At 70.0% G+C, this 25,683-nt stretch carries 28 protein-coding genes and 1 pseudogene; 6 read left to right on the forward strand and 23 right to left on the reverse strand.

The genetic code is table 11. The features are described from left to right. Positions 1-13: 13 nt before the first annotated feature. From pyrF to pyrR, 7 genes are all read right to left on the reverse strand, one after another. Positions 14-853: an orotidine-5'-phosphate decarboxylase gene (gene pyrF / locus ACSMFO_RS07365; protein WP_436457591.1), complete on the reverse strand. Its 840-nt coding sequence runs from the start codon at positions 851-853 to the stop codon at positions 14-16. After that, positions 850-4,164, reverse strand: coding sequence for a carbamoyl-phosphate synthase large subunit (carB, locus tag ACSMFO_RS07370; protein ID WP_038515589.1), 3,315 nt, complete (start codon positions 4,162-4,164; stop codon positions 850-852). The genes pyrF and carB overlap by 4 nt, the downstream gene beginning before the upstream one ends. 156 nt (positions 4,165-4,320) lie before the next feature. Continuing rightward, on the reverse strand, positions 4,321-5,469 hold the full coding sequence (carA, locus tag ACSMFO_RS07375) for a glutamine-hydrolyzing carbamoyl-phosphate synthase small subunit (protein WP_436457593.1): 1,149 nt from the start codon (positions 5,467-5,469) through the stop codon (positions 4,321-4,323). After that, entirely contained in the window at positions 5,469-5,978 is a 510-nt protein-coding gene (locus ACSMFO_RS07380) for a transporter (protein WP_436457595.1), read from the reverse strand. Before ACSMFO_RS07380 ends, carA begins: the two co-directional genes overlap by 1 nt. Further along, a complete protein-coding gene (locus tag ACSMFO_RS07385) occupies positions 5,975-7,267 on the reverse strand; it encodes a dihydroorotase (protein ID WP_436457596.1) in 1,293 nt (430 codons plus the stop codon). Before ACSMFO_RS07385 ends, ACSMFO_RS07380 begins: the two co-directional genes overlap by 4 nt. After that, on the reverse strand, positions 7,264-8,196 hold the full coding sequence (locus ACSMFO_RS07390) for an aspartate carbamoyltransferase catalytic subunit (protein WP_016333100.1): 933 nt from the start codon (positions 8,194-8,196) through the stop codon (positions 7,264-7,266). The genes ACSMFO_RS07385 and ACSMFO_RS07390 overlap by 4 nt, the downstream gene beginning before the upstream one ends. After that, positions 8,193-8,789, reverse strand: coding sequence for a bifunctional pyr operon transcriptional regulator/uracil phosphoribosyltransferase PyrR (gene pyrR / locus ACSMFO_RS07395; protein ID WP_016333099.1), 597 nt, complete (start codon positions 8,787-8,789; stop codon positions 8,193-8,195). Before pyrR ends, ACSMFO_RS07390 begins: the two co-directional genes overlap by 4 nt. Positions 8,790-9,049: 260 nt before the next feature. On the opposite strand from pyrR, the gene bldD reads away from it, so the two are divergent. Next, the gene (gene bldD / locus ACSMFO_RS07400; protein ID WP_003096372.1) at positions 9,050-9,538 is read left to right on the forward strand and encodes a transcriptional regulator BldD; all 489 of its coding nucleotides are present in this window, start codon (positions 9,050-9,052) and stop codon (positions 9,536-9,538) included. A 109-nt stretch (positions 9,539-9,647) separates the two neighbouring features. On the opposite strand, the gene nusB is transcribed toward bldD, so the two are convergent. The 3 genes from nusB to ACSMFO_RS07415 are packed head-to-tail and all read right to left on the reverse strand — an operon-like array spanning position 9,648 to position 11,805. Then, entirely contained in the window at positions 9,648-10,112 is a 465-nt protein-coding gene (gene nusB, locus ACSMFO_RS07405) for a transcription antitermination factor NusB (RefSeq protein ID WP_063274190.1), read from the reverse strand. Next, positions 10,112-10,675 (reverse strand): elongation factor P, encoded by a 564-nt coding sequence (gene efp, locus ACSMFO_RS07410; RefSeq protein WP_038515597.1) that lies wholly within the window; start codon positions 10,673-10,675, stop codon positions 10,112-10,114. Before efp ends, nusB begins: the two co-directional genes overlap by 1 nt. Positions 10,676-10,713: 38 nt before the next feature. Beyond that, on the reverse strand, positions 10,714-11,805 hold the full coding sequence (locus tag ACSMFO_RS07415) for a M24 family metallopeptidase (RefSeq protein ID WP_436457599.1): 1,092 nt from the start codon (positions 11,803-11,805) through the stop codon (positions 10,714-10,716). A gap of 848 nt (positions 11,806-12,653) precedes the next feature. On the opposite strand from ACSMFO_RS07415, the gene ACSMFO_RS07420 reads away from it, so the two are divergent. Further along, positions 12,654-13,073, forward strand: coding sequence for a B-4DMT family transporter (locus ACSMFO_RS07420; RefSeq protein ID WP_436457655.1), 420 nt, complete (start codon positions 12,654-12,656; stop codon positions 13,071-13,073). On the opposite strand, the gene ACSMFO_RS07425 is transcribed toward ACSMFO_RS07420, so the two are convergent. The 11 genes from ACSMFO_RS07425 to ACSMFO_RS07475 form a co-directional block, all read right to left on the reverse strand. Continuing rightward, complete coding sequence (locus ACSMFO_RS07425) at positions 13,028-14,512, reverse strand: beta-xylosidase (RefSeq protein WP_436457657.1); 1,485 nt, start codon at positions 14,510-14,512, stop codon at positions 13,028-13,030. The two genes, ACSMFO_RS07420 and ACSMFO_RS07425, sit on opposite strands and share 46 nt — an antisense overlap. A 60-nt stretch (positions 14,513-14,572) precedes the next feature. Continuing rightward, positions 14,573-15,499: a GNAT family N-acetyltransferase gene (locus ACSMFO_RS07430; RefSeq protein WP_436457601.1), complete on the reverse strand. Its 927-nt coding sequence runs from the start codon at positions 15,497-15,499 to the stop codon at positions 14,573-14,575. Next, positions 15,496-15,927 (reverse strand): type II 3-dehydroquinate dehydratase, encoded by a 432-nt coding sequence (gene aroQ / locus ACSMFO_RS07435; RefSeq protein WP_038515606.1) that lies wholly within the window; start codon positions 15,925-15,927, stop codon positions 15,496-15,498. The genes ACSMFO_RS07430 and aroQ overlap by 4 nt, the downstream gene beginning before the upstream one ends. After that, positions 15,924-17,033 (reverse strand): 3-dehydroquinate synthase, encoded by a 1,110-nt coding sequence (aroB, locus tag ACSMFO_RS07440; RefSeq protein ID WP_038515608.1) that lies wholly within the window; start codon positions 17,031-17,033, stop codon positions 15,924-15,926. The genes aroQ and aroB overlap by 4 nt, the downstream gene beginning before the upstream one ends. A gap of 8 nt (positions 17,034-17,041) precedes the next feature. Next, the gene (locus ACSMFO_RS07445; RefSeq protein ID WP_436457604.1) at positions 17,042-17,449 is read right to left on the reverse strand and encodes a hypothetical protein; all 408 of its coding nucleotides are present in this window, start codon (positions 17,447-17,449) and stop codon (positions 17,042-17,044) included. Next, positions 17,446-17,970: a shikimate kinase gene (locus ACSMFO_RS07450; protein ID WP_084098334.1), complete on the reverse strand. Its 525-nt coding sequence runs from the start codon at positions 17,968-17,970 to the stop codon at positions 17,446-17,448. Before ACSMFO_RS07450 ends, ACSMFO_RS07445 begins: the two co-directional genes overlap by 4 nt. Then, a complete protein-coding gene (aroC, locus tag ACSMFO_RS07455) occupies positions 17,967-19,154 on the reverse strand; it encodes a chorismate synthase (protein ID WP_037343929.1) in 1,188 nt (395 codons plus the stop codon). The genes ACSMFO_RS07450 and aroC overlap by 4 nt, the downstream gene beginning before the upstream one ends. A gap of 48 nt (positions 19,155-19,202) precedes the next feature. Then, positions 19,203-19,814, reverse strand: coding sequence for a prepilin peptidase (locus ACSMFO_RS07460; protein WP_436457606.1), 612 nt, complete (start codon positions 19,812-19,814; stop codon positions 19,203-19,205). A gap of 403 nt (positions 19,815-20,217) precedes the next feature. Then, a complete protein-coding gene (locus tag ACSMFO_RS07465) occupies positions 20,218-20,847 on the reverse strand; it encodes an anti-sigma factor family protein (protein ID WP_436457608.1) in 630 nt (209 codons plus the stop codon). Next, entirely contained in the window at positions 20,844-21,356 is a 513-nt protein-coding gene (locus ACSMFO_RS07470) for a sigma-70 family RNA polymerase sigma factor (RefSeq protein ID WP_073846967.1), read from the reverse strand. The genes ACSMFO_RS07465 and ACSMFO_RS07470 overlap by 4 nt, the downstream gene beginning before the upstream one ends. Beyond that, on the reverse strand, positions 21,353-21,721 hold the full coding sequence (locus ACSMFO_RS07475; protein WP_038515616.1) for a hypothetical protein: 369 nt from the start codon (positions 21,719-21,721) through the stop codon (positions 21,353-21,355). The genes ACSMFO_RS07470 and ACSMFO_RS07475 overlap by 4 nt, the downstream gene beginning before the upstream one ends. Positions 21,722-21,853: 132 nt before the next feature. Between ACSMFO_RS07475 and ACSMFO_RS07480 the strand changes: the two genes are divergently transcribed. Further along, entirely contained in the window at positions 21,854-22,294 is a 441-nt protein-coding gene (locus ACSMFO_RS07480; protein WP_360091706.1) for a ubiquinol-cytochrome c reductase iron-sulfur subunit, read from the forward strand. A gap of 63 nt (positions 22,295-22,357) precedes the next feature. On the opposite strand, the gene ACSMFO_RS07485 is transcribed toward ACSMFO_RS07480, so the two are convergent. After that, entirely contained in the window at positions 22,358-22,813 is a 456-nt protein-coding gene (locus tag ACSMFO_RS07485; protein ID WP_016333082.1) for a PTS sugar transporter subunit IIA, read from the reverse strand. Continuing rightward, a pseudogene (locus ACSMFO_RS07490) lies at positions 22,810-23,055 on the reverse strand (glucose PTS transporter subunit EIIB); the annotation flags it as partial. The pseudogene ACSMFO_RS07490 and the gene ACSMFO_RS07485, both read right to left, overlap by 4 nt. Before the next feature lie 225 nt (positions 23,056-23,280). Between ACSMFO_RS07490 and ACSMFO_RS07495 the strand changes: the two are divergent. From ACSMFO_RS07495 to ACSMFO_RS07505, 3 genes are read left to right on the forward strand one after another with little or no spacing between them, the layout of a single operon-like run. Next, entirely contained in the window at positions 23,281-24,069 is a 789-nt protein-coding gene (locus ACSMFO_RS07495; protein ID WP_037344522.1) for a GntR family transcriptional regulator, read from the forward strand. Further along, positions 24,066-25,322, forward strand: a complete 1,257-nt coding sequence (locus tag ACSMFO_RS07500) for a PTS transporter subunit EIIC (protein WP_037343920.1) — start codon at positions 24,066-24,068, stop codon at positions 25,320-25,322. Before ACSMFO_RS07495 ends, ACSMFO_RS07500 begins: the two co-directional genes overlap by 4 nt. Positions 25,323-25,362: 40 nt before the next feature. After that, positions 25,363-25,629: an HPr family phosphocarrier protein gene (locus ACSMFO_RS07505; protein WP_350574560.1), complete on the forward strand. Its 267-nt coding sequence runs from the start codon at positions 25,363-25,365 to the stop codon at positions 25,627-25,629. Positions 25,630-25,683 lie beyond the last annotated feature (54 nt).

A 25,683-nucleotide genomic window follows, 5' to 3' on the forward strand; every position in this document is an offset into this window, starting at 1 on the left:
ATTCCCGGGCCTGCTATTGGCCTTTTTCCAGGGGACCGAGGGAATCCCGGGTCCGCCGAACGGCCGCACGCAACGCTTCGGGGTCCGGCCCGTGCCTGAGGACGTCGCGGGACGACGCGGGGAGCACACCCGGCAGTCCCGGGCCGAAAAGGGCCCGCAGATCGGCCGGAGTGGCCCCCTGTGCCCCGAAACCGGGTGCCAGGACAGGACCGTTCAACCCGCTCAGGTCGAGCTGTCCCGGCGCGATGGTGGCGCCGACGACGACACCGATGTCACCCAGGGGGCCGACGCCCGCGTTGTACCCGGCCGCCGTGTCGACGATGTCCTGCGCGACGGTCTTTCCGTTGGGCAGCAAGGCGTTCTGCAATCCCTGCGCCTCCGGGTTGGAGGTGCGCGCGAGGACGAACAGACCCTTGCCCTGCGCCTGCGCGACCTCCAGCGCGGGGGCCAGCGAACCGAAACCGAGGTAGGGCGACACCGTGATCGCGTCCGCCTCGAGTTCCGCGCCGGCGGGCAGGAACGCCGCCGTGTACGCCGCCATCGTCGAACCGATGTCGCCGCGTTTGACGTCCAGCAGGACGAGCGCGCCCGCTTCCCGGCACACCTTCATCGTCTTGGCCAGAACGGCGACCCCAGGAGGCCCGTAGGCCTCGAAAAAGGCCGACTGGGGCTTGATCACCGCGACCTCGGGCGCGAGCGTCTCAGCGGCCGTGAGGGCGAACTTCTCCAGTCCGCCCGCGTCCGCCGGCAGACCCCACGCTTCGAGCAACCCGGGATGGGGGTCGATCCCGGCGCAGAGCGGTCCCTTCTCCGCGACCGCCCGCGCCAGCCTCGCCCCGAACCGCTCGCTCATGCCTTGGCCTTCAGCGCCGCCTGCAGGCTCTGCAGCGACCGCACGCCGATGTCGCCCTTGATGACGGCCTCTATCCCGTGCACGGCCGCCGCCGCGCCCTGCACCGTGGTGATGCAGGGGATGTCCCGCGACACCGCGGCGGTGCGGATCTCGTAGCCGTCGATACGCGGACCGCTGTTGCCGTACGGGGTGTTGATCACCATCTGCACCTCACCGCTGAGGATGACGTCGACGACGTTCTGCTCCCCCTCGGCCGAACCCTCGTAGTGCTTGCGCACGACGGTGCAGCCGATCCCGTTGCGCCGCAACACTTCCGCGGTACCCGAGGTGGCGAGGATCTCGAACCCGAGATCCGCCAGCCGCTTCACCGGGAAGACCAGCGAACGCTTGTCGCGGTTGGCGACGGAGACGAACACCTTGCCGGAAGTCGGCAGCGAACCGTAGGCACCGGCCTGCGATTTGGCGAACGCCTTGCCGAAGGAGACGTCCACGCCCATGACCTCGCCGGTGGACTTCATCTCCGGGCCGAGCAGCGAGTCGACGCCGTGGCCCTCGGGGGTGCGGAAGCGGTGGAACGGCAGGACCGCCTCCTTGACCGCGACCGGCGAATCGGCGGGCATGTGGCCGCCGTCACCCTCGGCCGGGAGGACGCCGGACTCGCGCAGGTCCTTGATCGACGAGCCGGTCATGATCAGCGCCGCGGCCTTCGCCAGCGGCACCGCGGTCGCCTTCGACACGAACGGCACCGTCCGCGACGCGCGCGGGTTGGCCTCCAGGACGTACAGGACGTCGTCCTTGAGCGCGTACTGGACGTTCAGGAGCCCGCGGACGCCGACGCCGCGCGCGATGGCCTCGGTCGAGCGGCGCACCGTCTCGATGTCGGTCCGGCCCAGCGTGATCGGCGGCAGCGCGCACGAGGAGTCGCCGGAGTGGATCCCGGCCTCCTCGATGTGCTCCATGACGCCGCCGAGGAAGAGCTCGTCGCCGTCGAACAGCGCGTCGACGTCGATCTCGATGGCGTCGTCGAGGAACCGGTCCACGAGCACCGGGTGCTCGGGGGTGACCTCGGTGGCGCGGTGGATGTAGCCGGCGAGGGATTCCTCGTCGTAGACGATCTCCATGCCGCGCCCGCCGAGCACGTAGGACGGCCGCACGAGGACCGGGTAGCCGATCTGGTCGGCGATCCGCTTCGCGCCCTCGAACGAGGTCGCCGTGCCGTACTTCGGCGCGGGCAGCCCGGCGTCGGTGAGGACCTCGCCGAACGCGCCGCGGTCCTCGGCGAGGTGGATCGCGTCCGGGGAGGTGCCGATCACCGGCACACCGGCGTCGGCGAGACGCTTCGCGAGCGAGAGCGGCGTCTGGCCGCCCAGCTGCACGATGACCCCGGCGACGGTGCCCGACTCCTGCTCGGCGTTGACCACTTCGAGGACGTCCTCGAACGACAGCGGCTCGAAGTAGAGCCGGTCCGAGGTGTCGTAGTCGGTGGAGACGGTCTCGGGGTTGCAGTTGACCATGACGGCCTCGAAACCGGCCTCGCGCAAGGCGATCGCGGCGTGCACGCACGAGTAGTCGAACTCGATGCCCTGCCCGATGCGGTTCGGCCCGGAGCCGAGGATCAGCACCTTCGGCTTCTCGGTCTGCGCGGTGATCTCCGACTGCGCCGCGGGGTCGGTCTCGTAGGCCGAGTAGTGGTACGGCGTCTTGGCCGCGAACTCGGCCGCGCAGGTGTCGACGGTCTTGTACACCGGCCGCACCCCGAGACGGCGGCGCAGCGCGCGGACGCCGTCCTCCCCCGCCAGTTCCGGCCGCAGCGAGGCGATCTGGCGGTCGGAGAGGCCGATCCGCTTGGCGCGCCGCAGCAGCGGCTCGTCGAGCACCTGGGCGTCGCGGACCTCGGCGCCGACCTCGCCGATGAGGGCGATCTGGTCGATGAACCAGGGGTCGATGCCCGAGGCCTCGTGCACCTGCTGGACGGTGGCGCCGAACCGCAGCGCGCGCTCCACCTCGTAGAGACGCCCGTCGTGCGGGGTGCGCAGTGCCTCCAGCACGGATTCCAGCGTCGCGCCCTCGGGGTCGGGGCGGGTCCAGAAGCCGGTGGCCTTGGTGTCGATGGACCGCAGCGCCTTGCCGAGCGCCTCGGGGAAGCTGCGGCCGAACGACATCGCCTCGCCGACGCTCTTCATCGTCGTGGTCAGCGTCGGGTCGGCACCCGGGAACTTCTCGAAGGCGAACCGCGGCACCTTCACCACGACGTAGTCCAGCGTCGGCTCGAAGGCCGCCGGGGTCTCGCCTGTGATGTCGTTGCGGATCTCGTCGAGGGTGTAGCCGATGGCGAGCTTCGCGGCGATCTTGGCGATCGGGAACCCGGTCGCCTTCGACGCCAGCGCGCTGGAGCGGGACACACGCGGGTTCATCTCGATGACGACCATGCGGCCGTCCTCGGGGTTGATCGCGAACTGGATGTTGCAGCCGCCGGTGTCGACGCCGACCTCGCGCAGCACGGCGATGCCGACGTCGCGCATGTGCTGGTACTCGCGGTCGGTCAGGGTCATCGCGGGCGCGACGGTGACCGAGTCGCCGGTGTGCACGCCCATCGCGTCGATGTTCTCGATCGAGCAGACGACCACCACGTTGTCGTGCCGGTCGCGCATGAGCTCGAGTTCGAACTCCTTCCAGCCGAGGACGCTCTCCTCGATGAGCACCTCGGTGACCGGCGACTCGTCGAGACCGGTGGAAGCGAGCCGCTCCAGCTCCTCGTCGGTGTGCGCCATGCCCGAGCCGAGCCCGCCCATGGTGAACGACGGCCGGATGACCACCGGGAGGCCGACCTCGGCGACGGTCGCGCGGACCTCGTCCATGTCGTGGCAGACCCGCGAACGCGGCACCTCGGCGCCGATCGTGCGGACGATGTCCTTGAACTTCTGCCGGTCCTCGCCGCGCTGGATGGCGTCGACGTCGGCGCCGATCAGCTCGACGCCGTACTTCTCCAGGACACCCCGGTCGTGCAGGGCGACGGCGCAGTTCAGCGCCGTCTGTCCGCCCAGCGTCGCGAGGATCGCGTCGGGGCGCTCCTCGGCGATGACCTTCTCGACGAATTCCGGGGTGACCGGCTCGATGTAGGTCGAGTCGGCGAACTCGGGGTCGGTCATGATGGTCGCCGGGTTCGAGTTCACCAGCGAGACGCGCAGTCCCTCTTCGCGGAGTACGCGGCAGGCCTGGGTGCCGGAGTAGTCGAACTCCGCCGCCTGGCCGATCACGATCGGCCCGGAGCCGATCACCAGCACGTGCTGGATGTCTGTCCTCTTCGGCATTACTTCGCCTTCTCCGTGTTGATCATGGCGCGCGGTCGACGAACGCGTAGCCGGGCCGTGAGTTCTTGAATTCCGTTGCAGTCCGCACTGAAGGCGGCCCGCCTCCGCGTTCGCGAGGCCTTCGGCCGGTGCGCGCCGTCGTGGCCGGTCACCTGGTCAGCCATTTCCCCGCCCCGCGCTCTTGCTCATCAAACTCACGAACTCATCGAACAGGGGGGCCGCGTCGTGCGGGCCGGCGGCGGCCTCGGGGTGGTACTGCACCGAGAACGCGGGGACGTCGAACGCGCGGACACCTTCGACGGTGTCGTCGTTCGGGCAGTAGTGCGAGATCTGCGCGGCGCCGAACGGCGTCTCGAACCGCTGGCCCGGCTCGCCTTCGAGGGCGAAACCGTGGTTCTGCGCGGTGATCGCGACCCGTTTGGTGGCCACGTCGATCACCGGGATGTTGATCCCGCGGTGGCCGTAGCGCATCTTGTACGTGCCCAGCCCCAGCGCGCGGCCGAGGATCTGGTTGCCGAAGCAGATGCCGAACAGCGGGATCTCCCGCTGCAGCACCGATTTCGTCAGCTCGGTGGCGTGCGCGGTGGTCGCCGGGTCGCCGGGACCGTTGGACAGGAACACGCCGTCCGCCTCGACCGCGAGCAGATCGTCCACAGTGGACGACGAGGGCAGCACGTGCACCTCGATGCCGCGCGCGGCCATCAGGCGCGGGGTGTTGGACTTGATGCCCAGGTCCAGCGCGGCCACGCGGAACTTCCGCTCGCCCTGCGCCTCGACGACGTACGGCTGCTTCGTGGTGACCTCGCCGGCGAGGTCGGCGCCCTTCATCTGCGGGCTGGCCTTCACCTCGGCGAGCATCTCCTCGTCGGTGCCCAGCGCGTCACCGGAGAACACGCCGGACCGCATGGCGCCCTGCTCGCGCAGGTGCCGGGTCAGCGTGCGGGTGTCCACCTCGGAGATCCCGACGACGCCCTGGCGCTCCAGTTCCTCGTCCAGCGTGCGCTTCGAGCGCCAGTTGGACGGGGTGCGCGCGGGGTCGCGGACGACGTAGCCCGAGACCCAGATGCGCGAGGACTCGTCGTCCTCGTCGTTCCAGCCGGTGTTGCCGATCTGCGGCGCGGTCTGGACCACGATCTGCCGGTGGTAGGAGGGGTCGGTCAGCGTCTCCTGGTAGCCGGTCATCCCGGTGCAGAACACCGCCTCACCCAAGCTGCGGCCGCGGGCGCCGTACGCGGAACCGCGGAACACCCTGCCGTCTTCGAGGACCAGTGCCGCGGGGGTCCTAATGCCGTTCGCGGTGCTCATCAGGCACCTCCCTTGATGTCGTTGGGAATGTCTTGCAAAGCTTCGATCCACTGTGGATAGTCGTCGACGTCGTCGCCGCGGAAGCCGGTGTCCAGCTCGGCGTCGCCGGCCAGCCAGGTGATGACGAGCAGCGCGTCGATGCCCATCACCTTCCCGGCCATCCCCTTGTCCTTGCGGACGCCGGTGACCGAGGCGCGCGGGATCCAGAAGTCCGGGGCACCGCCGCGTTCGATGGCGATACCGTCTTCGTGCAGGCGCCAGACCGCGCCGGTGCGCAGACCGGCGCCGCGCGTGACGACGCGGTCCTGCCAGTGCCCGGCGGTGGTCGTGCTGACGTAGAGACCGGTCGATTCGAGCGACGCCTCGCCGGGTTCGGCAGGGATTTCGGCGAACGGCGGGACCTGGACGCTCTGCGCCCGTGACTTCCGCCGCCAGCCGCGCCACATCAGGAACACGCAGAAGAGGAAGAAGGCGAAGACCGCCAGGGTCAGCAGGATCCGGTCACTCATTGCGTGATCTTCCCTTCCCGCGCGGTGATCCGCCCGCGCAGCAACGTCGCCGTCACCACGCCGGGGAGCCGCATTCCTTCGTACGGGGTGTTGGCCGCGATACTCGCGAACTCGGCGCCTCGCACGGTCCATTCGGTGTCCGGGTCCACCAGCGTCAGGTTGGCGGGTTCGCCGACCTCGATCGGGCGGCCGTGGTCGGTCAGGTTCCCGATCTCGGCGGGCCGCTCGCTCATCACCCTGGCGACGCCCCGCCAGTCCAGCAGGCCGGTGCGGACCATGGTCTCGACCACGATCGACAGCGCGGTCTGCAGCCCGAGCATGCCGGGGCGGGCCGAACTCCACTCGCAGTCCTTGTCCTGGACCGCGTGCGGCGCGTGGTCGGTGGCGACGCAGTCGATGACGCCCTCGGCCAGCGCGGTACGCAGCTTCTCGGCGTCGGATTCCGTGCGCAGCGGCGGGTTGACCTTGTTGACCGGGTCGTAGGTCGCGAGCCGCTCGTCGGTCAGCAGCAGATGGTGCGGGGTGACCTCGGCCGAGACCTTGGTACCGCGGTCCTTGGCCCACTTCAGGATGTCCGCGGTGCCCGAGGTCGAAACGTGGCAGACGTGCAGCCGCGCGTTCGCGTGCTCGGCGAGCAGGCAGTCGCGGGCGACGATCGACTCCTCGGCCGAGGCGGGCCAGCCGGTGTAGCCCAGGCGGGCGGCCTGCTCGCCTTCGTGCGCCTGCGCGCCGACGGTCAGCCGCGGCTCCTCGGCGTGCTGCGCGATGACCACGCCCAGCGCCGTCGAGTACTCCAGCGCGCGGCGCATGAGCAGCGGGTCCGCGACGCAGAGGCCGTCGTCGGAGAACACCTTCACCTGGGCTTCGGACTTCGCCATGGTGCCCAGTTCGGCGAGCTTCTCGCCCTTGAGACCCACGGTGACCGCGCCGACCGGGTGCACGTCGACCAGCCCGGCCTCCTGGCCGCGGCGCCACACGTGGTCGACGATCACCGCGTTGTCGGCCACCGGATCGGTGTTGGCCATGGCGAACACCGCGGTGTAGCCGCCGAGCGCGGCCGCGGCCGAACCGGTGGCGATGGTCTCGGTGTCCTCGCGGCCGGGTTCGCGCAGGTGGGTGTGGAGGTCGACGAAACCGGGGAGCAGCACCTGGCCGCCCGCTTCGATCACTTCGGCGTCGTCAGGAACGTCGAGCGAACCGATGTCGGTGATGACCCCGTCCTCGACGAGCACGTCGACCGGATCGCCCTCGCCGTAGGGGCGGGCGCCCTTGATCAGGACGGTGGTCACGCGGCGGCTCCTTCGCTGGCGAGCAAGTGGTAAAGGACCGCCATGCGCACGTGGACGCCGTTGCGGACCTGTTCGGTGATGGCCGAGGCCGGGGAGTCGGCGACCGCCGAGGCGATCTCCATCCCGCGCAGCATCGGGCCGGGGTGCAGGACGACGGCGTGCTCGGGCAGGAGCTTCATCCGCCGTTCGTTGAGGCCGTAGGCGATCGAGTACTCGCGCGCGCTCGGGAAAAAGCCCCCGTGCATGCGCTCCGCCTGGACCCGCAGCATCATGACCGCGTCGAGCGCGGGCAGTTCGGCGTCGAGTTCGTGCGACACCGTCACCGGCAGGCTCTCCACGCCTGCAGGCAGCAGCGTCGGCGGCGCGACGAGCACCACCTCCGCGCCCAGCGCCGACAGCAGGTGGATGTTCGACCGCGCGACCCGGCTGTGCAGGACGTCGCCGACGATCCCGATGCGGCGGCCCTCGAACGAACCGAGGCGCTCCCGCAACGTGGCCGCGTCGAGCAGCGCCTGCGTCGGGTGTTCGTGGGTGCCGTCCCCGGCGTTGACGACCGCCGTCCCCGCTTCGGCGAGCCAGCCCGAAAGCCGCTGCGCCGCACCGGAGGCGGGGTGCCGGATGATCACGCAGTCGGCGCCGGCCGCGGCCAGCGTCAGCGCGGTGTCCCGTAGCGATTCGCCCTTGTTGACCGAGGAACTGGACGCGGAGACGTTGATCACGTCGGCGCTCATCCACTTCCCCGCGATCTCGAACGAGACGCGGGTGCGGGTGGAGTTCTCGTAGAACAGCGTGATGACGGTGCGGCCGCGCAACGTCGGCAGTTTGCGGACCTCGCGGCCCAGCAAGGTGTGCTTGAGCTCTTCGGCGGTGTCCAGCACGGCTGTCGCGAGCGCCGGGTCGAGCCCGTCGGTGGCGAGCAGGTGCTTCACGATCGATCTCCTTCTGGTTGCGCGCGAAGCAGAACCGTGTCCCGTCCGTCCACTTCGGACAGCAGGACCTCGATCCCCTCGGCGCGCGAGGTGGGCACGTTCTTGCCCACGTAGTCGGCGCGGATCGGCAGTTCGCGGTGACCGCGGTCGACCAGCACGGCCAGCTGGACCGCGCGCGGGCGGCCGTGGTCGCGCAGGGCGTCGAGGGCGGCGCGGATGGTGCGGCCGGAGAACAGCACGTCGTCGACCAGGATCACCACCGCGTCGTCGATACCGGTCGGCGGCAGCTGCGAATGTTCGAGCGCGCGGGGCGGGCGGCGGCGGAGATCATCACGGTAGAGCGTGATGTCCAGCGCGCCGGTCGGCGGACGGATGCCGGAGAACTCGGCGATCTTGTCCGCGAGCCGCAGGGCGAGCGGCGTTCCCCTGGTGGGGATGCCCAGCAACACGGGCGGAGTCGAGCCACCGGCACCGAGAGCGGTCTTCTCGATGACCTGGTGGGCCATTCGGGCGATCGTGCGCGCGACATCGCCGGACGAGAGCAGCTCGCGCTCTCCCGCCGGTTCCGCCGCGCCACGCGGGCGTGACGACAAGGCGGACCTCCTTCCCCGCCTCTCTGGACGGGTCCTTAAAGGACGTCGACTTCCTGCGTAGCGAGGAAATCCCCCCGACACTAGCAGGAGCGATGGCTCATTCTTACGAGTGGCGCGCCCCAGGTGACGAAGGCCTCCCGAAAGCACCCGCTTGACCTGGTGACAACTATGCGTAACCATTACTCTGAGTATTCGACTCTAGGAGTCCCCTGGACCGGTCACCCCGACCGGTTGGGGGTGAGGAAACGGAGAACCACCAGATGGGCGATTACGCCAAGGCGCTCGGGGCCAAGCTCCGCGGGATCCGCCAGCAGCAGGGCCTGTCCCTGCACGGGGTCGAGCAGAAGTCCGGAGGCCGCTGGAAGGCCGTCGTCGTCGGTTCGTACGAGCGCGGCGACCGCGCCGTCACCGTGCAGAAGCTCGCCGAGCTCGCCGATTTCTACGGCGTCCCGGTGGTCGAGCTGCTGCCGGAGGGCCGGGTGCCGTCGGGCGCCGAGCCCGCCACGAAGATCGTCATCAACCTGGAGCGGCTCCAGCAGCTCCCGGCGGAGAAGGTCGGGCCGCTCGCCCGCTACGCCGCCACCATCCAGAGCCAGCGCGGCGACTACAACGGCAAGGTGCTCTCCATCCGCACCGAGGACCTGCGTTCGCTGGCGATCATCTACGACATGACCCCCGGTGAGCTCACCGAGCAGCTGATCGACTGGGGTGTGCTGCCGCCCGAGGCTCGACCGTCCAAAGAGGACTAGAGATGGCGACGTTTTCGGTCCGGGGGGACCGGAAACGCCAACCGGCACCACCGAGCACGAGAACGGGCCGTGCCCTCGGCAGAGGACACGGCCCGTTGTCGTACGTCTTCTAGAGGACCGCGCGGAGCCTGTCGGCGATCGTGCCGATCCGGCCGAGCACGCCGTTGACGAAACGCGGCGAATCGTCGGTCGACAGCTCCTTCGCCAGCCCGACGGCCTCGTCGATGGCGACCGGGTCCGGCACGTCCTCGGCCCACAGCAGCTCGTAGACGCCGACCCGCAGCACCGCCAGGTCCACCGGCGGCATCCGGTCCAGCGTCCAGCCCTGAGCATGCTCCGAGAGCAGCTCGTCGATCTGGGTCTTGCGGCCGGTGACGCCCTCGACCAGCGAGATCGTGTAGTCCGCGATCGGGTCGACCTCGACCGAACCGACCCTGTCCGCCAGCAGCGTCACCGCGTCGGCGCCACGCTGGGCGGCCTCGTACATCATCTCGACGGCACGCTTACGGGCCTGACGACGGCTGATCGGCCCGCCGCGGTTCGGCGACTTGCCCGATTTGGCTGAGTCGGCCATCAGCTGGAAACGCGGCCCAGGTAGCGGCCGTCACGGGTGTCGACCTTGATCTTCTCGCCGGTGGTGAGGAACAGCGGCACCTGGATCTCGGCGCCGGTCTCCAGGGTGGCGGGCTTGGTGCCACCGGTGGAGCGATCGCCCTGCAGGCCGGGGTCGGTGTGCTGGACGATGAGCTCGACCGAGGTCGGCAGCTCGATGTACAGCGGCGTGCCCTCGTGCACCGCGACCTGGACCTCGAAGTTCTCGAGCAGGTAGTTCGCGTTGTCGCCGACGGTCTCGGCCAGGACGGTGATCTGGTCGTAGGTCTCCGCGTCCATGAACACGAAGTCCGCGCCGTCCTTGTACAGGTACGTCATGTTGCGGCGGTCGACGGTGGCCGTGTCGACCTTCGTCCCCGCGTTGAAGGTCTTGTCGACGACCTTGCCGGTGAGCACGTGCTTGAGCGTGGTGCGGACGAACGCGCCGCCCTTGCCCGGCTTGACGTGCTGGAACGCGGTGACGGTCCAGAGCTGGCCGTCGAGGTTGAGGACGAGCCCGTTCTTCAGGTCGTTGGTGGTGGCCACGAGTGTGCAGTCTCCTGTGTCGATCTTCCGGGCCGTCGTCAGACGACCACGAGTTCCTTGGTGCTCAGCGTGAGGAGTTCGGGCGTACCTTCCCGCACGACCAGCGTGTCCTCGATGCGCACGCCTCCGCGTCCGGGCAGATACACACCAGGCTCGACGGTGACGGCCATACCGGCGGACAGTGTACCGACGCCGGTGGTGGCGAGGCTGGGCGCCTCGTGCACCTGCAGTCCGACGCCGTGCCCGAGGCCGTGGCCGAACTCCTCGCCGCGCCCCGCCTCGACGATCACGCCACGGGCCGTTTTGTCCACTTCGGACACTTCGGCGCCGGGCAGTACGGCGTCGCAGCCCGCCGCCTGCGCGCGCTGGACCAGCTCGTAGATCTCCTCCTGCCACGCCGCGGGCTTGCCGATGACGAACGTGCGCGTCATGTCGGAGTGGTAGCCGTCGACCGTGGCGCCGAAGTCGATCTTGACGAACCCGCCGGTCGCGAGCACGGCCGAGGTGGGCCGGTGGTGCGGGATCGCGGAGTTCGCGCCCGCCGCGACGATGGTGTCGAACGACGGCCCGGTCGACCCGTGGCCGAGCATGCGATTCTCGAGGTCGCGGGCGACGTCGAGCTCGGTGCGGCCCGGGCGGAGCCCGCCGGCGGACACCAGATCCTCCAGCGCCCGGTCGGCCGCCGCGCACGCCTGGCGCAGCGCCTCGATCTCCTGCTCGTCCTTGACCAGCCGCAGCTGCTCGACGAGCCCGGGCGTCCGGACCAGCTCGACGCGGTCGAAGCGGACCTTGAGGTCCTCGTGCTGCTCGACGCTCACGTGCTGGCTCTCGAAGCCGGTCTTGCCGAGCTTCTTCTCTGCCGCCAGATCGGCCAGCTTCGCCGCGCTCGCGCGGTCCAGCACCCGTTCGAGGTCGGGCACCTCCGTCGCCGACTGGACCTGGTAGCGGCCGTCGGTGCAGAAGATCGTCTTGTCGTCGCCGCTCCCGTGGACGAGGAGGGCGGCGTTGGACCCGGTGAAGCCGGTCAGGTACCTGATGTTGAGCAGGTCCGTGACCAGCAGCGCGTCCACTCCGGAGTCGGCCAGCAGGGAACGCAGCGCCGCGCGGCGGCGAGAGAAGTATTCACGCACGTCATGGAGTTTAGGGGGTGGGCCGCCCGCGGCACGCGTTTCGCCTGCTGCTTGCGTTCGCTGTGGGGTGCGGTGGTCCGTGAGGGCCTCCTTTTACTTGACCACGGGTTCGGGCCGAGCCTGAGCGGTTCGGGACGTCGAACGTCCTGACTCCTCCACACAGGGATTCGTTGATGAAGGATTTGGGACGGTGAACGTCCCAAATCCTTCATCAACAACGCTCGCCCCTGTCTGGAACGAATCCCGCTCACGCCCAGTTCGGACGTAGATCACCGAATACCGGTCCGTGAAGGCCTCCTTGAGGGACTCTGGGTCCCTCAAGGAGGCCTTCATTTGTGTACCTACGTCCGACCTGCGTGGGAGCGAGAGTCCGGTTGTCGTCGCGGTGGTCGTCCTGGTCTTTGAACGTTGATCGTGCCGGTCACGCCGTGGGGCGGACGACCGAGTGGGGAAGATCCCGGACGTTGGACGGCCGGAATCTTCCCCACTCGGCCCCGGCCACACCAGCGGGTCAGCAAATACGGGTTCACCAAGGAGGCCTTCACGGACTTGCGGCCCGCCACGCACGTCCCACCGGCACCAGTCACAGCATCGTCGCGTGAAGGCCCCCTTCACGCGGCTGAGCCGAGGGAAGGAGGCCTTCACGCGCATTCATCGTGGCTACTGGTGTATCTGGGGCGAATGTGGCGGTCGTCCAGTCCGTGAAGGCCTCCTTTTACTACCTTCAGGGTAGGCAAGGAGGCCTTCACGGACCGGAGGACCGAACACCCACCGGCACGTGGGCGCGTGGGTCGCTACTGGCGAGTTAAGCTTCTCCAATGGCACCGTGGCTGACTCGTGGACTCGTGATGGCGCTGCTGCACGGCGCGGCCGTCACCGTGCTGGCCAAGTACGAGGTCTTCAACCCCACCGACAAGACCCTCGTCACCTCCCTCGCCCTCGCCGTCCTGGTCGGCGCGGCGGCGGGCTGGGGCGCCGTGGACGCCTGGCAGGGCAGGCCCGAACGCGGCAAGAACTGGTTCATCGCGGCGCTCATCGCCGGCCCGGTCTCGGGCGTGCTGTACGTGATCGGCCGCGCGGTGTTCGTCGACCAGACCGGAGCTTCGGAACTCGGCGGCGCGCTCACCGGCGGCGCCGCCTTCTCGGCCCTGCTGGTGCTCATCCCGGCCGGGATCGGCCTGTTCGTCGGTGGCCGCATCACCAGGACCGGCGACGACGAGGATCAGCCGGCGAGCGAGAAACCGGCCGGGAAGCCGTCCCAGGCCTGATCGCCGATCTCTTCGACGGCCGAGTCGTTCAGCGCCGCCGTCCCCGCGTCCGGCACCGCGTACAGCTTGCCGTCGAGCACCACGCCGTACCCGCGACCGGGCGCGTGCACCGTCTTCGCGCCGGCGCTCAGCCGCGCGGCCTGCGGGAACTTGTCGACGACCTTGAGCCGTTGGTCCAGCACCTCGCCCGCGAGCGCCGCCGCCACCGAGCGCCGATCGACCCGCACCAGCTTGCCGTCGGCGACCAGGTCGATGGTCCGCTGCGGCGACGGCATCGCGACGCCTTCGAACGAGGTCCGGAGCCGGGCGTCGCCGTCGCACGCCCGCGAACCGCGGACGTCCAGACCGAAATGCTTGAGGTCGGTCGGCGCCCCCGCGCCGCCGATGATCGTGGCGCGGACGACGTCGAAGGGCACCCGATCGCAGACGTCGCCCGACGTGAGCGGCGCGTGCCCGTCGGGCCGCCGGACCAGGCCGGGGCCTTCCTTCCACGCGCCGGGGATGAGCGCCGGCCGGTACGGCTGCGCGGTGAAGTCCCTGGTCCAGAAGGTGAGCGTGGTGCCGGCGTCGGTCTCGTGCGCGATCACGAAGGCGTCGAGCGAACCGACCCACATGAGGTCGGTGCTGAATCCGTCGACCAGTGAGCGGGTGCGCGGCGAGATCGTCGTGGGCTTGGCGACGAAGCCCTGCTCCCCCAGCGTCTCCACGCCCCGGGTGAACGCCGCGTCCTTGGCGCGGAGCAGGAACTGCCCGGCGCCGTTCCACCCGGCGGCCTTGGCCGTGGTGTCGGTGAAGAGCACGTAGAACCAGCCGTCGAGGTACACCGCCGAGGGCTGTCCCGCGCCGTAGACGTTGGCGCGGTGGACGTCGTGCGCCGGTCCGATGATCGGCCGCCCGCCCGCCGCACGGGTCCAGGTGAGCCCGTCGGGGCTGGTCGCGAGGCCGATCGAGTTGCCGAGCGCGTGATCGCCCGCCGCGCCGGTGTAATACATGTAGTAGGTCGAGCCGACCTTGATCACCGACGGGTCGCAGGTGTGCATGCCGTCGAAACCGCCGGGCGCGCCGGAGAACACCGCCGCCGGGCCGCCACCGGACGGGCCGGTGAAGGGGCCGTCGAGCGAGGGCGACTGCGCGTAGAGGACGTCGTCACCGGGCGGCTGGGCGCTGCCGTACTGGCTGCACCACCACATCTTGAGTTTGCCGCCGTCCCGCATCACGGTCGGGCTGTAGTTGTAGACCGCGTCCTGCTCGCCCGCGGCGACCACGCCTCCGCTGGCCCGGGGATCGCTCGTCGCGAGTACGACGTCCATCGGCCGCGGCTTCTCCTGGGGCGCCTGCTGTGCCCCGCCGATCCCGCCGCCCTTGCCGTCGGCCTGGGACTGCACGTTCCCGTCGCTGCACGCCGCGAGGACCGCGCCCGCCGCGACGACGGCCACCACGGCACGGGCGGGTCGCCGACCCCCACGAAAAAGGCGCATGATGGCCGAGTGTAGCGAGGCTTAACCCAGCCGGGTGACGTCAGTACCCGGGAGGGCGACCAATTCCACTTCGAAGCCGTCGGCGTTTTCGAGGTAGGCGGCGTAGTGATGGTCACCGCCCGCATTCGGATAGCGGTCCGCGAACATCGGCGACCAGCCGTGTTCGACGGCTTTCGAAGCCAGTTCATCCACCCGATCGCGTGACTCGACATGCAGGGCGAGGTGGTTCAGGCCCGGCGCGGTGCGGTCGTGCTTTTCCCCGCTGAGGGCCGGAGAACGCTCGACGACGAGGTAGGTCGCGCCGTGCTTCCAGCTGACCCCGACGGGCCAATGCTGGAACTCCCGCCAGCCGAGTTCGCCCAGCAGCCAGCCCCAGCTCTCCTCCGCGCGGCCGAGATCGGGTACCCACAGCTCGATGTGGTGCGCGCGGCCGTGGTCCGAAGGCAGCGCGACGAAGACGCGATGCGGCCCGCTGCCGTAGTGGTCACCGCCGCCGACATCGAGGAAACCCAAGCGCCGTACCAGATTCTGACTGGCCACATTGGACTCTCCGACCAGCGCCCACACCGACGACAGGCCGAGCCCGACGAGTCCGTGCTCCAGCAGCGCCTTGGCGGCCTCGGTCGCCAGACCTTGCCCGCCGTGCGCCCGCGACAGGTAGTACCCGAGCTCCGGAACGTCGCCGGGAAGTTCTTGCGACGGCCGCAGATGCGCGAGCCCGATCACTTCGCCGTCGCGTTCGATCGCCCAGTGCCCCATGCCCGCCGGGCCTTCGTAGGACAGCCTGCGGCCGACCATTTCGCGAACGCGGTCCGGCTCGGTGAGCGGCACCGCGAAATGCGCGCTCATCGCCGGGTCGGCGAAAAGCCCGATGATCGCGTCGGTGTCGGCCTCGGTCAGCGCGCGCAGCCGCAGCCTCGTGGTCTTGAGCTCGGGAGGGTTGTTCACGCCGCGTTCGCGGCCATCCAGCGCAGGGCCAGCGGGTAGCCGTCGACCCCGAGCCCGGCGATCACCGCGGTGGCGATGTCCGACAGCACGCTGTGGTGCCGGAACGCCTCGCGTTTGTGCACGTTGGAGATGTGCAGTTCGATCAGCGGCGCCTTGAGCTGGGCGGCGGCGTCGCGGACGGCGATCGAGTAGTGCGTCCACGCGGCGGCGTTGAGCACCACCGGCCAGCCCGCGTCGGCGGCTTCGTGCAGCCAGCCGACCATCTCGCCCTCGTGGTCGGTCTGCCGGACCTCGACGTCGATCCCCAGTTCCTTGCCGGTTTCGACGCAGGTGGCGGCCAGATCCGCGTGCGTGGCCGAACCGTAGATGCCGGGTTCGCGCAGCCCGAGCCTGCCGAGGTTGGGGCCGTTGAGGACGAGCACCTTCACAGCAGCACACTCCCGCCGGGCTTGGGAGCGTCCCCCGCCACCACCGAGTACGCCGCGGCGAGCAGCGACGGGTCCGGGCCTTCCAGCCTGCCGGGCTTCGCGAGCCCGTCGAGGACGACGAACCGCAGCACGCCCGAACGGGTCTTCTTGTCGCCCTTCATCGTCTCCAGCAGCTGCGGGAGCGCGTCGGGGTCGTAGGTGGTCGGCAGGCCCAGCAGCTTGAGCACCCTGGAGTGCCGCTCGGCGGTGGCGTCGTCGAGACGGCCGGCCAGCCGCGCCAGCTCGGCGGCGAACACCAGGCCGACACTGACCGCCGCGCCGTGACGCCACCGGTACCGCTCACGGCGTTCGATGGCGTGGGCGAGCGTGTGCCCGTAGTTCAGGATCTCGCGCAGATCCGATTCGCGCAGATCCGCGGCGACGACGTCGGCCTTGACCTGGATCGAGCGGCGGACCAGCTCGCCGAGGACCTCGCCGGTGGTGTCCAGCGCCGCGGCGGGATCCTGCTCGACGAGTTCGACGATCCGCGGGTCGGCGATGAAGCCTGCCTTGACCACCTCGGCCATTCCGGCGACGAGTTCGTTGGGGGGCAACGTTTCCAGCGTCGCGAGGTCGACGAGGACCGCGCTCGGCTCGTGGAAGACGCCGACCAGGTTCTTGCCTGCCTCGGTGTTGATGCCGGTCTTCCCGCCGAGGGACGCGTCGACCATGCCCAGCAGCGTGGTGGGCACGTTGACCAGCCGGACGCCGCGCATCCAGGTGGCGGCGACGAAACCGGCCAGGTCGGTCACGGCGCCGCCGCCGAGCCCGACGACCACGCCCTGGCGGTCGAGGCCGATGCGGCCGAGGACCTCCCAGCAGAAGCTGGCGACGGTGAGCGCCTTGCCGTCCTCGGCGTCGGGGATCTCGACCCGGTGCGCGTCGATCCCGGCCTCGGCCAGCTCGTCGCGGATGGCCTCGGCGGTGGTCGTCAGCGTCGGCGGGTGGATCAGCGCGACCTTGGAGGCGTCGGCGAGCTGCTCGGTGAGCTCGCCGAGCAGGCCGCGACCGATGACGACGTCGTAGGGCTTGGCGGTGTTGACGGTGATGCGGACCGGCTCGGTCATCGTTCCCCTCACTTCGGCGGAAGCCGCTTGGCCCTCGCGACCTCGCAGGTGATCTTGCCCTTGACCGGGGTGTCCCCCGGGATCTCTTCGGTCACCTTCTGGCCGGGCGTCATCCGGTTCTTCGCGAACAGCGCCTCACCGGCGGCCTTGCCCTCGGCGTCCTTGATCGCGATGGTGACGGCGTACCGCGCGTCCTCACCCGTGCTGTTGGTGACCTCGATGGTGATCTTCGGGGTGTAGCTGTCGCTGTCGCATTTGGTGACCTTGACGTCGGCGGCGACATCCGTCTCCGGCGCGGGGCTGGTGGCCGCGCCGGTCTGGACGACGTCGGCGCCCGCAGGCTGCTTCTCCTCGCCGCACGCGGTCAGGCTCAAGGCCACGACGGCGAGCAGGACACCGGCGATGGTGCGTTTCATGCTCGTTCCTTGCTGATCTCGGTCAGCCCGATGAGGGCGGCCTCGACGACCTCGTCGGCGGTCAGCCGGTCGGTCTCGATCTCGAACGTGGCCACCTCGCGGTACACCGGCAGGCGCGCGTCGAGGAGCGCCTTGTAGGTGGCGCGGGGGTTCACCCCGGCCAGCAGCGGGCGCGCGGTCGAGAGCCCGGCGCGCTGGACACCCGCGGCCATCCCGACGTTCAGGAAGATCACGGTGTGCCCGGCCAGCCGTTCCCGGGTGCCCGGCGTAATCGGCGCTCCCCCGCCCAGGGAGAGGACGCCTTCGTGTTCGGCCAGCGCCTTCGCGACCATCTCCTCCTCCAGCGCGCGGAAGGCGGGCTCGCCCTCCTCGGCGAAGATGTCGGTGATGGGCTTGCCCGCGCTCGCGACGATGTCGTCGTCGCTGTCGCGGAAGGCGAGACCGAGCCGGGCGGCGAGCGCCGGGCCGACCGTGCTCTTGCCCGAGCCCGGTGGCCCGATGATCACCGCGCGAGGGGTCACCAGCGCTCCTCGAGCGCCTTCAGGTAGGCCTCGACGTTGCGCTTGCCCTCGATCAGCGAGTCGCCGCCGAACTTCTCCAGCGCGGCGTCCGCGAGCACGAGCGCGACCACCGACTCCAGCACGACCCCGGCGCGGGGTACCGCGCAGACGTCGGAACGCTGGTGGATGGCCACCGCGGGTTCGCCGGTAGTGACATCCACAGTGGACAGTGCTTTGGGGACGGTCGAGATCGGCTTCATGGCGACCCGCACGCGCAGCGGCTCGCCGTTGGTGATGCCGCCTTCGAGCCCGCCCGCGCGGTTGGACCGGCGGGTCACCCCGACCGGGCCGGTGCCGCGGTCGATCTCGTCGTGCGCCTGGCTGCCCCAGCGCTTGGCCGTGGTGAAGCCGTCGCCGACCTCCACGCCCTTCATCGCCTGGACGCCCATGAGCGCGCCGGCGAGGCGGGCGTCGAGCCTGCGGTCCCAGTGGACGTGCGAGCCGAGGCCCGGCGGCAGACCGTAGGCGATCACCTCGATCACGCCGCCGACGGTGTCACCCGCCTTCCGCACGGCGTCGACCTCGGCGACCATCGCGTCGGTCCCCTCCTGGCCGAAGGCGCGGACCGGGCTCTCGTCGATGGCCGGGAGGTCCGACGGCACCGGGAGCGGCCCCTCGGGCGCCGAGGCGCCGCCGATGGACACGACGTGGCTGAGGATCTCGACCCCGAGCAGCTGCTTGAGGTACGCACGGGCCACCGTGCCGAGCGCCGTGCGGGACGCCGTCTCGCGGGCGCTCGCGCGCTCCAGCACCGGACGGGCCTCGGGGAAGCCGTACTTCTGCATGCCGGGCAGATCGGCGTGGCCGGGCCGGGGACGCGTCAGCGGCTCGTTGCGCGCGAGGCCTTCCAGCTCCTCGGCGGGCACGGGATCGGCCGACATGACCTTCTCCCACTTGGGCCACTCGGCGTTCTCGATCTGGACCGCGACGGGGCCGCCCTGGGTGAGCCCGTGCCGGACACCGCCGGTGAACTCGATGTGGTCGGTCTCGAAGCCCATCCGGGGGCTGCGGCCGAAGCCGAGCCTCCGGCGCGCGAGCTGCTCGCCCACTTCGGCGGTGGTGACCTCGACCCCGGCGGGCATCCCTTCCAGGATGGCGGCGAGGGCGGGTCCGTGCGATTCCCCTGCGGTTATCCAGCGCAACACCTGACAGATCCTGTCACAACCTCCTCCGAAGTCCCGGTACAGGCCGGGCTATCCAGGACCCGGTCCGGCGAAGACGGCGAGCGCCCACGCCGCGACCAGGAGACCGGGCCCGTGCGGCACCGTCGGATGCCGGGGCCCGCCCACCGCGAGCGCCACGCTCAGTAACGCGGCGGCGACGGCACCGAGCACGATCGACGGCCAGCCCGTCGCGGCGAGGACCGCGCCGAGACTCCCGGCGAGCTTCACGTCCCCGGCGCCGAGCGAGCGTGGCGACACCGCGTGCACGAGCGCGTGCGCCCCGCCGAACACCAGCGCGCCCAGCACCGCCCGCCACGCGATGGCGGCCCCTCCCCCGTGCGCGGCGATCGCCAGCGCGGCGGCCAGTGCCGGGTACGCGGGCAAGGTGAGGATGTCGGGCAGGCGGCGGTACTTGAGGTCGGCGAGCGCGAGCGGGACCGCGAAGACGGTCAGCACGGCGGGGACCGCGAGCCACCACGACGGCCAGGCTCCCGACTGGTACCTGAGGCAGACCGCGACGAGCGCCACGGCGGTGAGGGCGGCGGCCCACGCCGTGATCGGCGCTCCGGCCCGGCGCAGGCAGGAGCGTGTGACGAGCGCCGATCCGGCGCCCGCCACTGCGAAGGCGATCGGCGTGAACACGAGATCAAGAGTGCGTCCGGTGGTGCGCGGGCGGCAAGATTTTCTTTTCGTGACAGGGACTTTCACGCACTTTCGACAGGTGGGGCGAGGGTGCGGAAGTCATGAACGGACCGTTCACGCACGGATGCGGGAGGGTGGGCCGAAGGGAGCTTTCACGGCGTCTCACGCGGTGAAGGGAGCTTTCGTCGCATGGGATGCGGGGAAGCGTCCTTCAGCCCGGCCGACGGCAGCGCGCGGAGCGGCCGTTCGCCTGGGTACGTGAAGGCCCCCTTCATGTACCCAGGCGCAAGGATGGGGGCCTTCATGTACTTGGGAGACCGAAGCGGTACCGGGCGCCCGAAGTTTCCGCGCGAGCGGCAATCCATCCCGCGCCCGGCACCGAAGACCTGTCATGACACCGGGATCAGGGGTTCATCCGCAGCAGCGGCAGACCCGAGGGCGTGCGGATCTCGAGCGCCTTGATGTCCCCGGTCCGCATCGCGGTGCCGACCACGATATGCGCGGTGTCCTGGGGCATCGCGCGCCAGGACGCGAGCTCGCTGGTGCCGCCGTCGGCGCCGACGGCGACCAGGATGTAGTCCCCGGTGCGGTTGCCGCCGTAGCTGCACGTCATGTCGACCTTCGTGCCGGTGTCCGTGGCGGACATGGCGACTTCGGCGGTCACCGGGTAGTCGCCGAGCGGGGTCATCGGGTCGCCCGCCTCCGCCATCGGCCCGGTCAGGACGACCACGAGCGCGACGCCGGCGGCCACGGCCAACCCGGCCGCGGTGGTGGTGATCGCCCGTTGGATCCGCCTTCCCCGGCGGACCCGTTTGAGCACGGTCGGCAGCAGCTCCGGCGAGGGCGCCGGTTCGTCCTCCAGCAGGGCGGGAGCGCCCGCCTGGGCGAGCAGCCCGGGGATCCCGGCCAGGTCGCGCACGGACGCCGCGCACCGGTCACAGACGCGAAGGTGTTTCTCGTAGGCGAACCGGTCTTCCGGGGACAACGCACCGAGCACGTAGGCCGCGTCGTAGGTGGCGAAGGGGTCGGTCATTGAGTCACCCCTCTTTCCTCCAATATCAGCCGCAGCGCCCGCAACGCGTAATGCGTCCGCGACTTGATCGTCCCTTCGGCCACACCCAGCCGCTTCGCAGCGTCGGCGACGGAGTAACCCTGGAAATAGCACAGGACCAGGACGTCCCGGTGCCTCGGCGAGAGCTCACCGAGCGCTTCGGCGACCAGCCAGCCCTGGACCGCCCGTTCCGTGCCGTCCGTGACCGCCGTTTCGGGCGGTTGGCCGGTCACCACCTCCGGATGCGCCTCGGCGGCCCGCCAGTCGTCGATGGCGATCCGTCTCGCCACGGTGAACAGCCAGCCCCGCGCCGAGCCCTCGGTCTGGTCGAGCACCTTGGCGTTGCGCCAGGCCCGCAGCAGGGTCTCCTGGACGACGTCCTCCGCGCGGACCCGGTCGCCGCTGGTGAGGTGCAGTGCGTAGGACCAGAGTGCCGCCGCGTGCTCGTCGTGCAGAGCCCGCATCAGCCGGTCCTCCGCGAATTCCTTCACCGATCCGTGCTTTCGCGGTTGAGGAGCAGCGGGAGGGCGAAGACCACACAAGCCACTTCGGTGATCAGGCCCCAGAGCTCGGCCTGGGTGGTGAAGCGTTCCGAGACGCCGAAGAACCCTGTGGTCAGCGAGAGCACGTACGCGCCCAGCGTGGCCAGGCCGAAGCCGACCGCCGCGAGCGCGGGAAGCCAGTGGTGCCAGACCAGGACGGCGATCGCGATGACCACGCCCGCCACGACGTTCACCAGGAAGAGCGGGCCGACCACAGCCGTTTCCGAGGCCCAGTCCTGCCATACGACGTAATGCACCCACGCCGAGCCGAGGAGGCCAGCCGCCACCACCGCCCGTAACAACCACCGGATCATGTCCGTATCTCTTTCCCGCGTGTTCGGTTCCCCTATGCCTTTGAACACGGAAAAGAGGGCCTCGCGGTTCAATCCGGCACCCGATGGCCGACGAAATTGAACCGGATGGGTGCCCGGACCGTGTGTATGGGCATGACTGCCGAACTCCATTCCCGCCGCAAGGTCCTGACCACCGGCGCCGCCGTCGCCGGTGCCGCCGCCGGGGCCGTGGCCCTCACGGCCTGCGGAAGCGACAGCACGCCGTCCGGTTCGACCGCCGCACCGCCCGCCGCGGCGCCGGGCGAGACCTTGACCGCGCTCTCCGACCTCCAGGTCGGCCAGGCGAAGGCCGCCAAGACGGCCGACGGCAAGGACGTCATCGTCACCAGGACCGCCGAAGGCACGGCGGCCGCGTTCAGCGCGATCTGCACGCACCAGGGGTGCGCGGTCGTCCCCGAGGGCGCGGAGCTGAAATGTCCCTGCCACAACTCGATCTTCGACGCCGCGACCGGCGCGGTCAAAAAGGGACCTGCGGACCAGCCGCTGCCCTCGATCGCGGTCAAGGTCACCAACGGCCAGGTCGTCACGGCCTAAAACACGAAAAAGGGTCCCTTTAGGACGTTGTCACCGTCCTAAAGGGACCCTTTTCGTGAGCTTTCAGCTGTCCCAGGTGAAAATCGGGTCGCCCGCCTCGACGTCACCGCCGGTGAGCAGTCCGGAAAGGACTTCCGCCTTCGCGTCGAGCGCCACCACGGGCACGATCGGCGAGTAGCCCGCGGCCTTGACCGCGTCGGGGTCCCAGCCGACGACCGGCTGCCCGGCACGGACGGCCTCGCCCTTGACGACGTGGAGGGTGAACCCCTCGCCCTTCTGCTTCACCGTGTCGATCCCCAGGTGGACCAGCACGCCGCGGCCGTCCTCGGTGGCCACCACGAACGCGTGCGGGTGCAGCGTGACGACCGTCCCGTCCACCGGGGCGACCGCGTCCTGGCGCCCGCCCGAGGGCAGGACCGCGATGCCGGGGCCGACCATCGCCTGCGCGAAGACCGGATCGGGCACTTCGGTCATAGCGGTCGTCTTGCCGCTCACCGGGCTGAGGATCTCGAGACTCACAGCAGATCCTCGATCTCACTGGCGATGTTGTCGGCCTCGGGGCCCACGATGACCTGGACACCGGCCCCCATGCGCACGACGCCCATCGCGCCGGCGGCCTTCAGCGCCGCTTCGTCGAGCAGGCTCATGTCTTCGAGCTCACACCGGAGCCGGGTGATGCACCCCTCGACCTCGATGACGTTCTCGGCACCGCCGAGCCCCGCGAGGATCTTTTCCGCCCTGTCATCCGCCATCGCGGTCTCCCTGTTCCCTGTCGGTTTCCCACATGCGAACCAGCTGTACTACGCCGTTCGCCGACTCGCACCCGATCCCTGGCCACGAACGCGTAACGGTGGTTGACACCCGCTCGTGCGACGGAGCATCCTGCCCCATCGGATCATTGGTCTAGACCGGAACGTACCAATCTTCCGGACCAGATGCGAGTACGGGTTACCCGAACAGACCGGCCCGAAAGGACGGTGACCGTCATGAGCGCTTCGGCGCAGCTGCCGCCGTCCGACCGTGTGATCAACGGACCGACGCCCAAGCACGCCCAGCTGCGGGAGATTCTGCGCCGCACGGTGGAGCGTGAGCTACCCCCCGGCTCGCCGATCCCCTCGGAACGTGACCTCGCCGAGACCTACCAGGTGTCGAGGCTCACGGTCCGCTCGGCGATCGGCAAGCTGGTCGAAGAAGGGCTCTTGTCGCGGGTGCGCGGCAAGGGGACGTTCACCGCCGCGAGGCGGATGGAACTGCAGCTCTACCTGATGTCCTTCACCGAGGACATGCGCCGTCGCGGGATGACGCCGACCACGGAGGTCGTCAAGACCGCCACCGAGGTCCCGCCCGCCCCCTCGGCGCACGCCCTCGGCCTGGCCGCCGGGACCCCGGCGCACCACCTGGTCCGGCTCCGCCGTGCCGACGGCGTGCCACTGGCGGTCGAACGCGGCTGGTATCACGCGGGCCGGATGCCCGGTCTGCTCGACCTCGATCTCACCCGATCGTTGTACGTCCAACTCGCCCAGTCGTACGACCTGCGCCCGGATCACGCGTGGCAGACGGTCTGGGCCGAATCCGCGGACCGCGAAACGGCACGCCTGCTCGGCATGCGCGCCGGCAGTCCGCTTCTTGTCTTCCGCCGGGTCTCCAGCGTCAACGGGGAACCGATCGAAGACATGACTTCCTGGTACCGGGGCGATCACTACCAGGTCACCATGCAGCTGGACCGGAACACCCCGGATTCCGGTCACCATCCTCACTACGGAGGTACCCGATGAGCTCCACCACCGCGGAGGGGGCGAAGGGCAAAGGCAAGGGACTGGCCGGGCTTCAGCGCTTCGGCCGTAGCCTCATGCTCCCCATCGCCGCCCTGCCCGCCGCCGCGCTCCTGAACAGGTTCGGCCAACCCGACCTCCTCGGCAAGGACGGCCTCGGCTGGGACAAGGTCGCCGAAGTGCTCGGCGCGGCGGGCAACTCGCTGTTCAGCTGGCTCCCGCTCCTGTTCGCGGTGGGTATCGCCGTCGGCTTCGCCCGGAAGAGCGACGGCGCGACCGGGCTGGCCGCCGTGGTCGGCTTCTTCGTGTTCACCAGCGTCCTCCAGGTCTTCGCGCCGTTCTCCGAGCTGCCCGGCTGGAACCCCGAGAAGCCCGCGGGCCTGATGCTCAACCCGATGAAGTGGCCCTACAGCGTGCTGGCCGGTGTGATCGTCGGCCTGGTCACCGCCCTGCTGTGGCAGAAGTTCTACCGCATCAAGCTGCCGCCGTACCTGGCCTTCTTCGGCGGCCGCCGGTTCGTGCCGATCATCACCGCGGTGACCCTGATGGTCCTCGCGGTGCCGCTGGGCCTGGTCTTCCACTGGGTCAACGACGGCATCCAGGCCGCGGGCGAAGCGGTCACCGGCGCCCCGGTGGTCGGTGGCGGTATCTACGGTGTGCTCAACCGCCTGCTGATCCCGGTCGGTCTGCACCAGCTGCTGAACGTGCCGGTGTGGTTCATCTTCGACGGCGGTGACCTCACGAAGTTCTTCGAGGGCGACCCGACCCGCGGCACCTTCATGACCGGGTTCTTCCCGATCTTCATGTTCGCCATCCCCGCCGCGGCGCTGGCGATCTGGCAGAGCGCCAAGCCCAGCCAGAAGAAGATCGTCGGCGGTGTGATGATCGCCGGTGCGCTGACCTCGTTCCTGACCGGTATCACCGAGCCGATCGAGTTCTCGTTCATGTTCGTCGCGTGGCCGCTGTACCTGATCCACGCGGTCCTGACCGGTACGTCGCTGGCACTGGTGAACGCGCTCGACATCCACCTCGGCTTCGGTTTCTCGGCCGGTGCGATCGACTTCGCGCTCAACAGCGGTCTCCCGGCGGCGAGCGGCAACGTCTGGCTGCTCATCCCGATCGGTCTCGCCTACGCGGTCGTCTACTACGTGATCTTCCGGTTCGTGATCAAGAAGTGGAACCTGCGGACCCCCGGCCGCGAGGACGACGCCATCGAGGCGGATCTCGAAGCCACCGCGGCGAAGCCCGTCAAGTAGTTTCAGCTCAGCAGAACCAAAGGCACGAAAGGGAAAGAACATGCCGGAGAAACGCGTCACCGTGGCCAGCAAGGTGGGCCTGCACGCCAGGCCCGCGGCGACGGTCGCCAAGGCGGCCGCGGCGCAGCCCGTCGCGGTGCACATCGCCAAGGCGGGCGGTGACCCGGTCGCGGCCGGCAGCGTGCTGAACCTGATGACGCTCGCCGCCGGTCACGGCGACGAGGTCATCATCAGTGCCGAGGGTGAGGGGGCCGAGGCGGCCGTCGACGCCATCGCCGAGCTGGTGGCGACCGACCTCGACGCCTGATCCCATCCCTGCGAAGCCCGGGCCGCCCCGACCGGCCCGGGCTTCGTAGGGTGT

The sequence above is a fragment of the Amycolatopsis sp. w19 genome, assembly GCF_051373225.1.
GTDB lineage: Bacteria > Actinomycetota > Actinomycetes > Mycobacteriales > Pseudonocardiaceae > Amycolatopsis > Amycolatopsis japonica.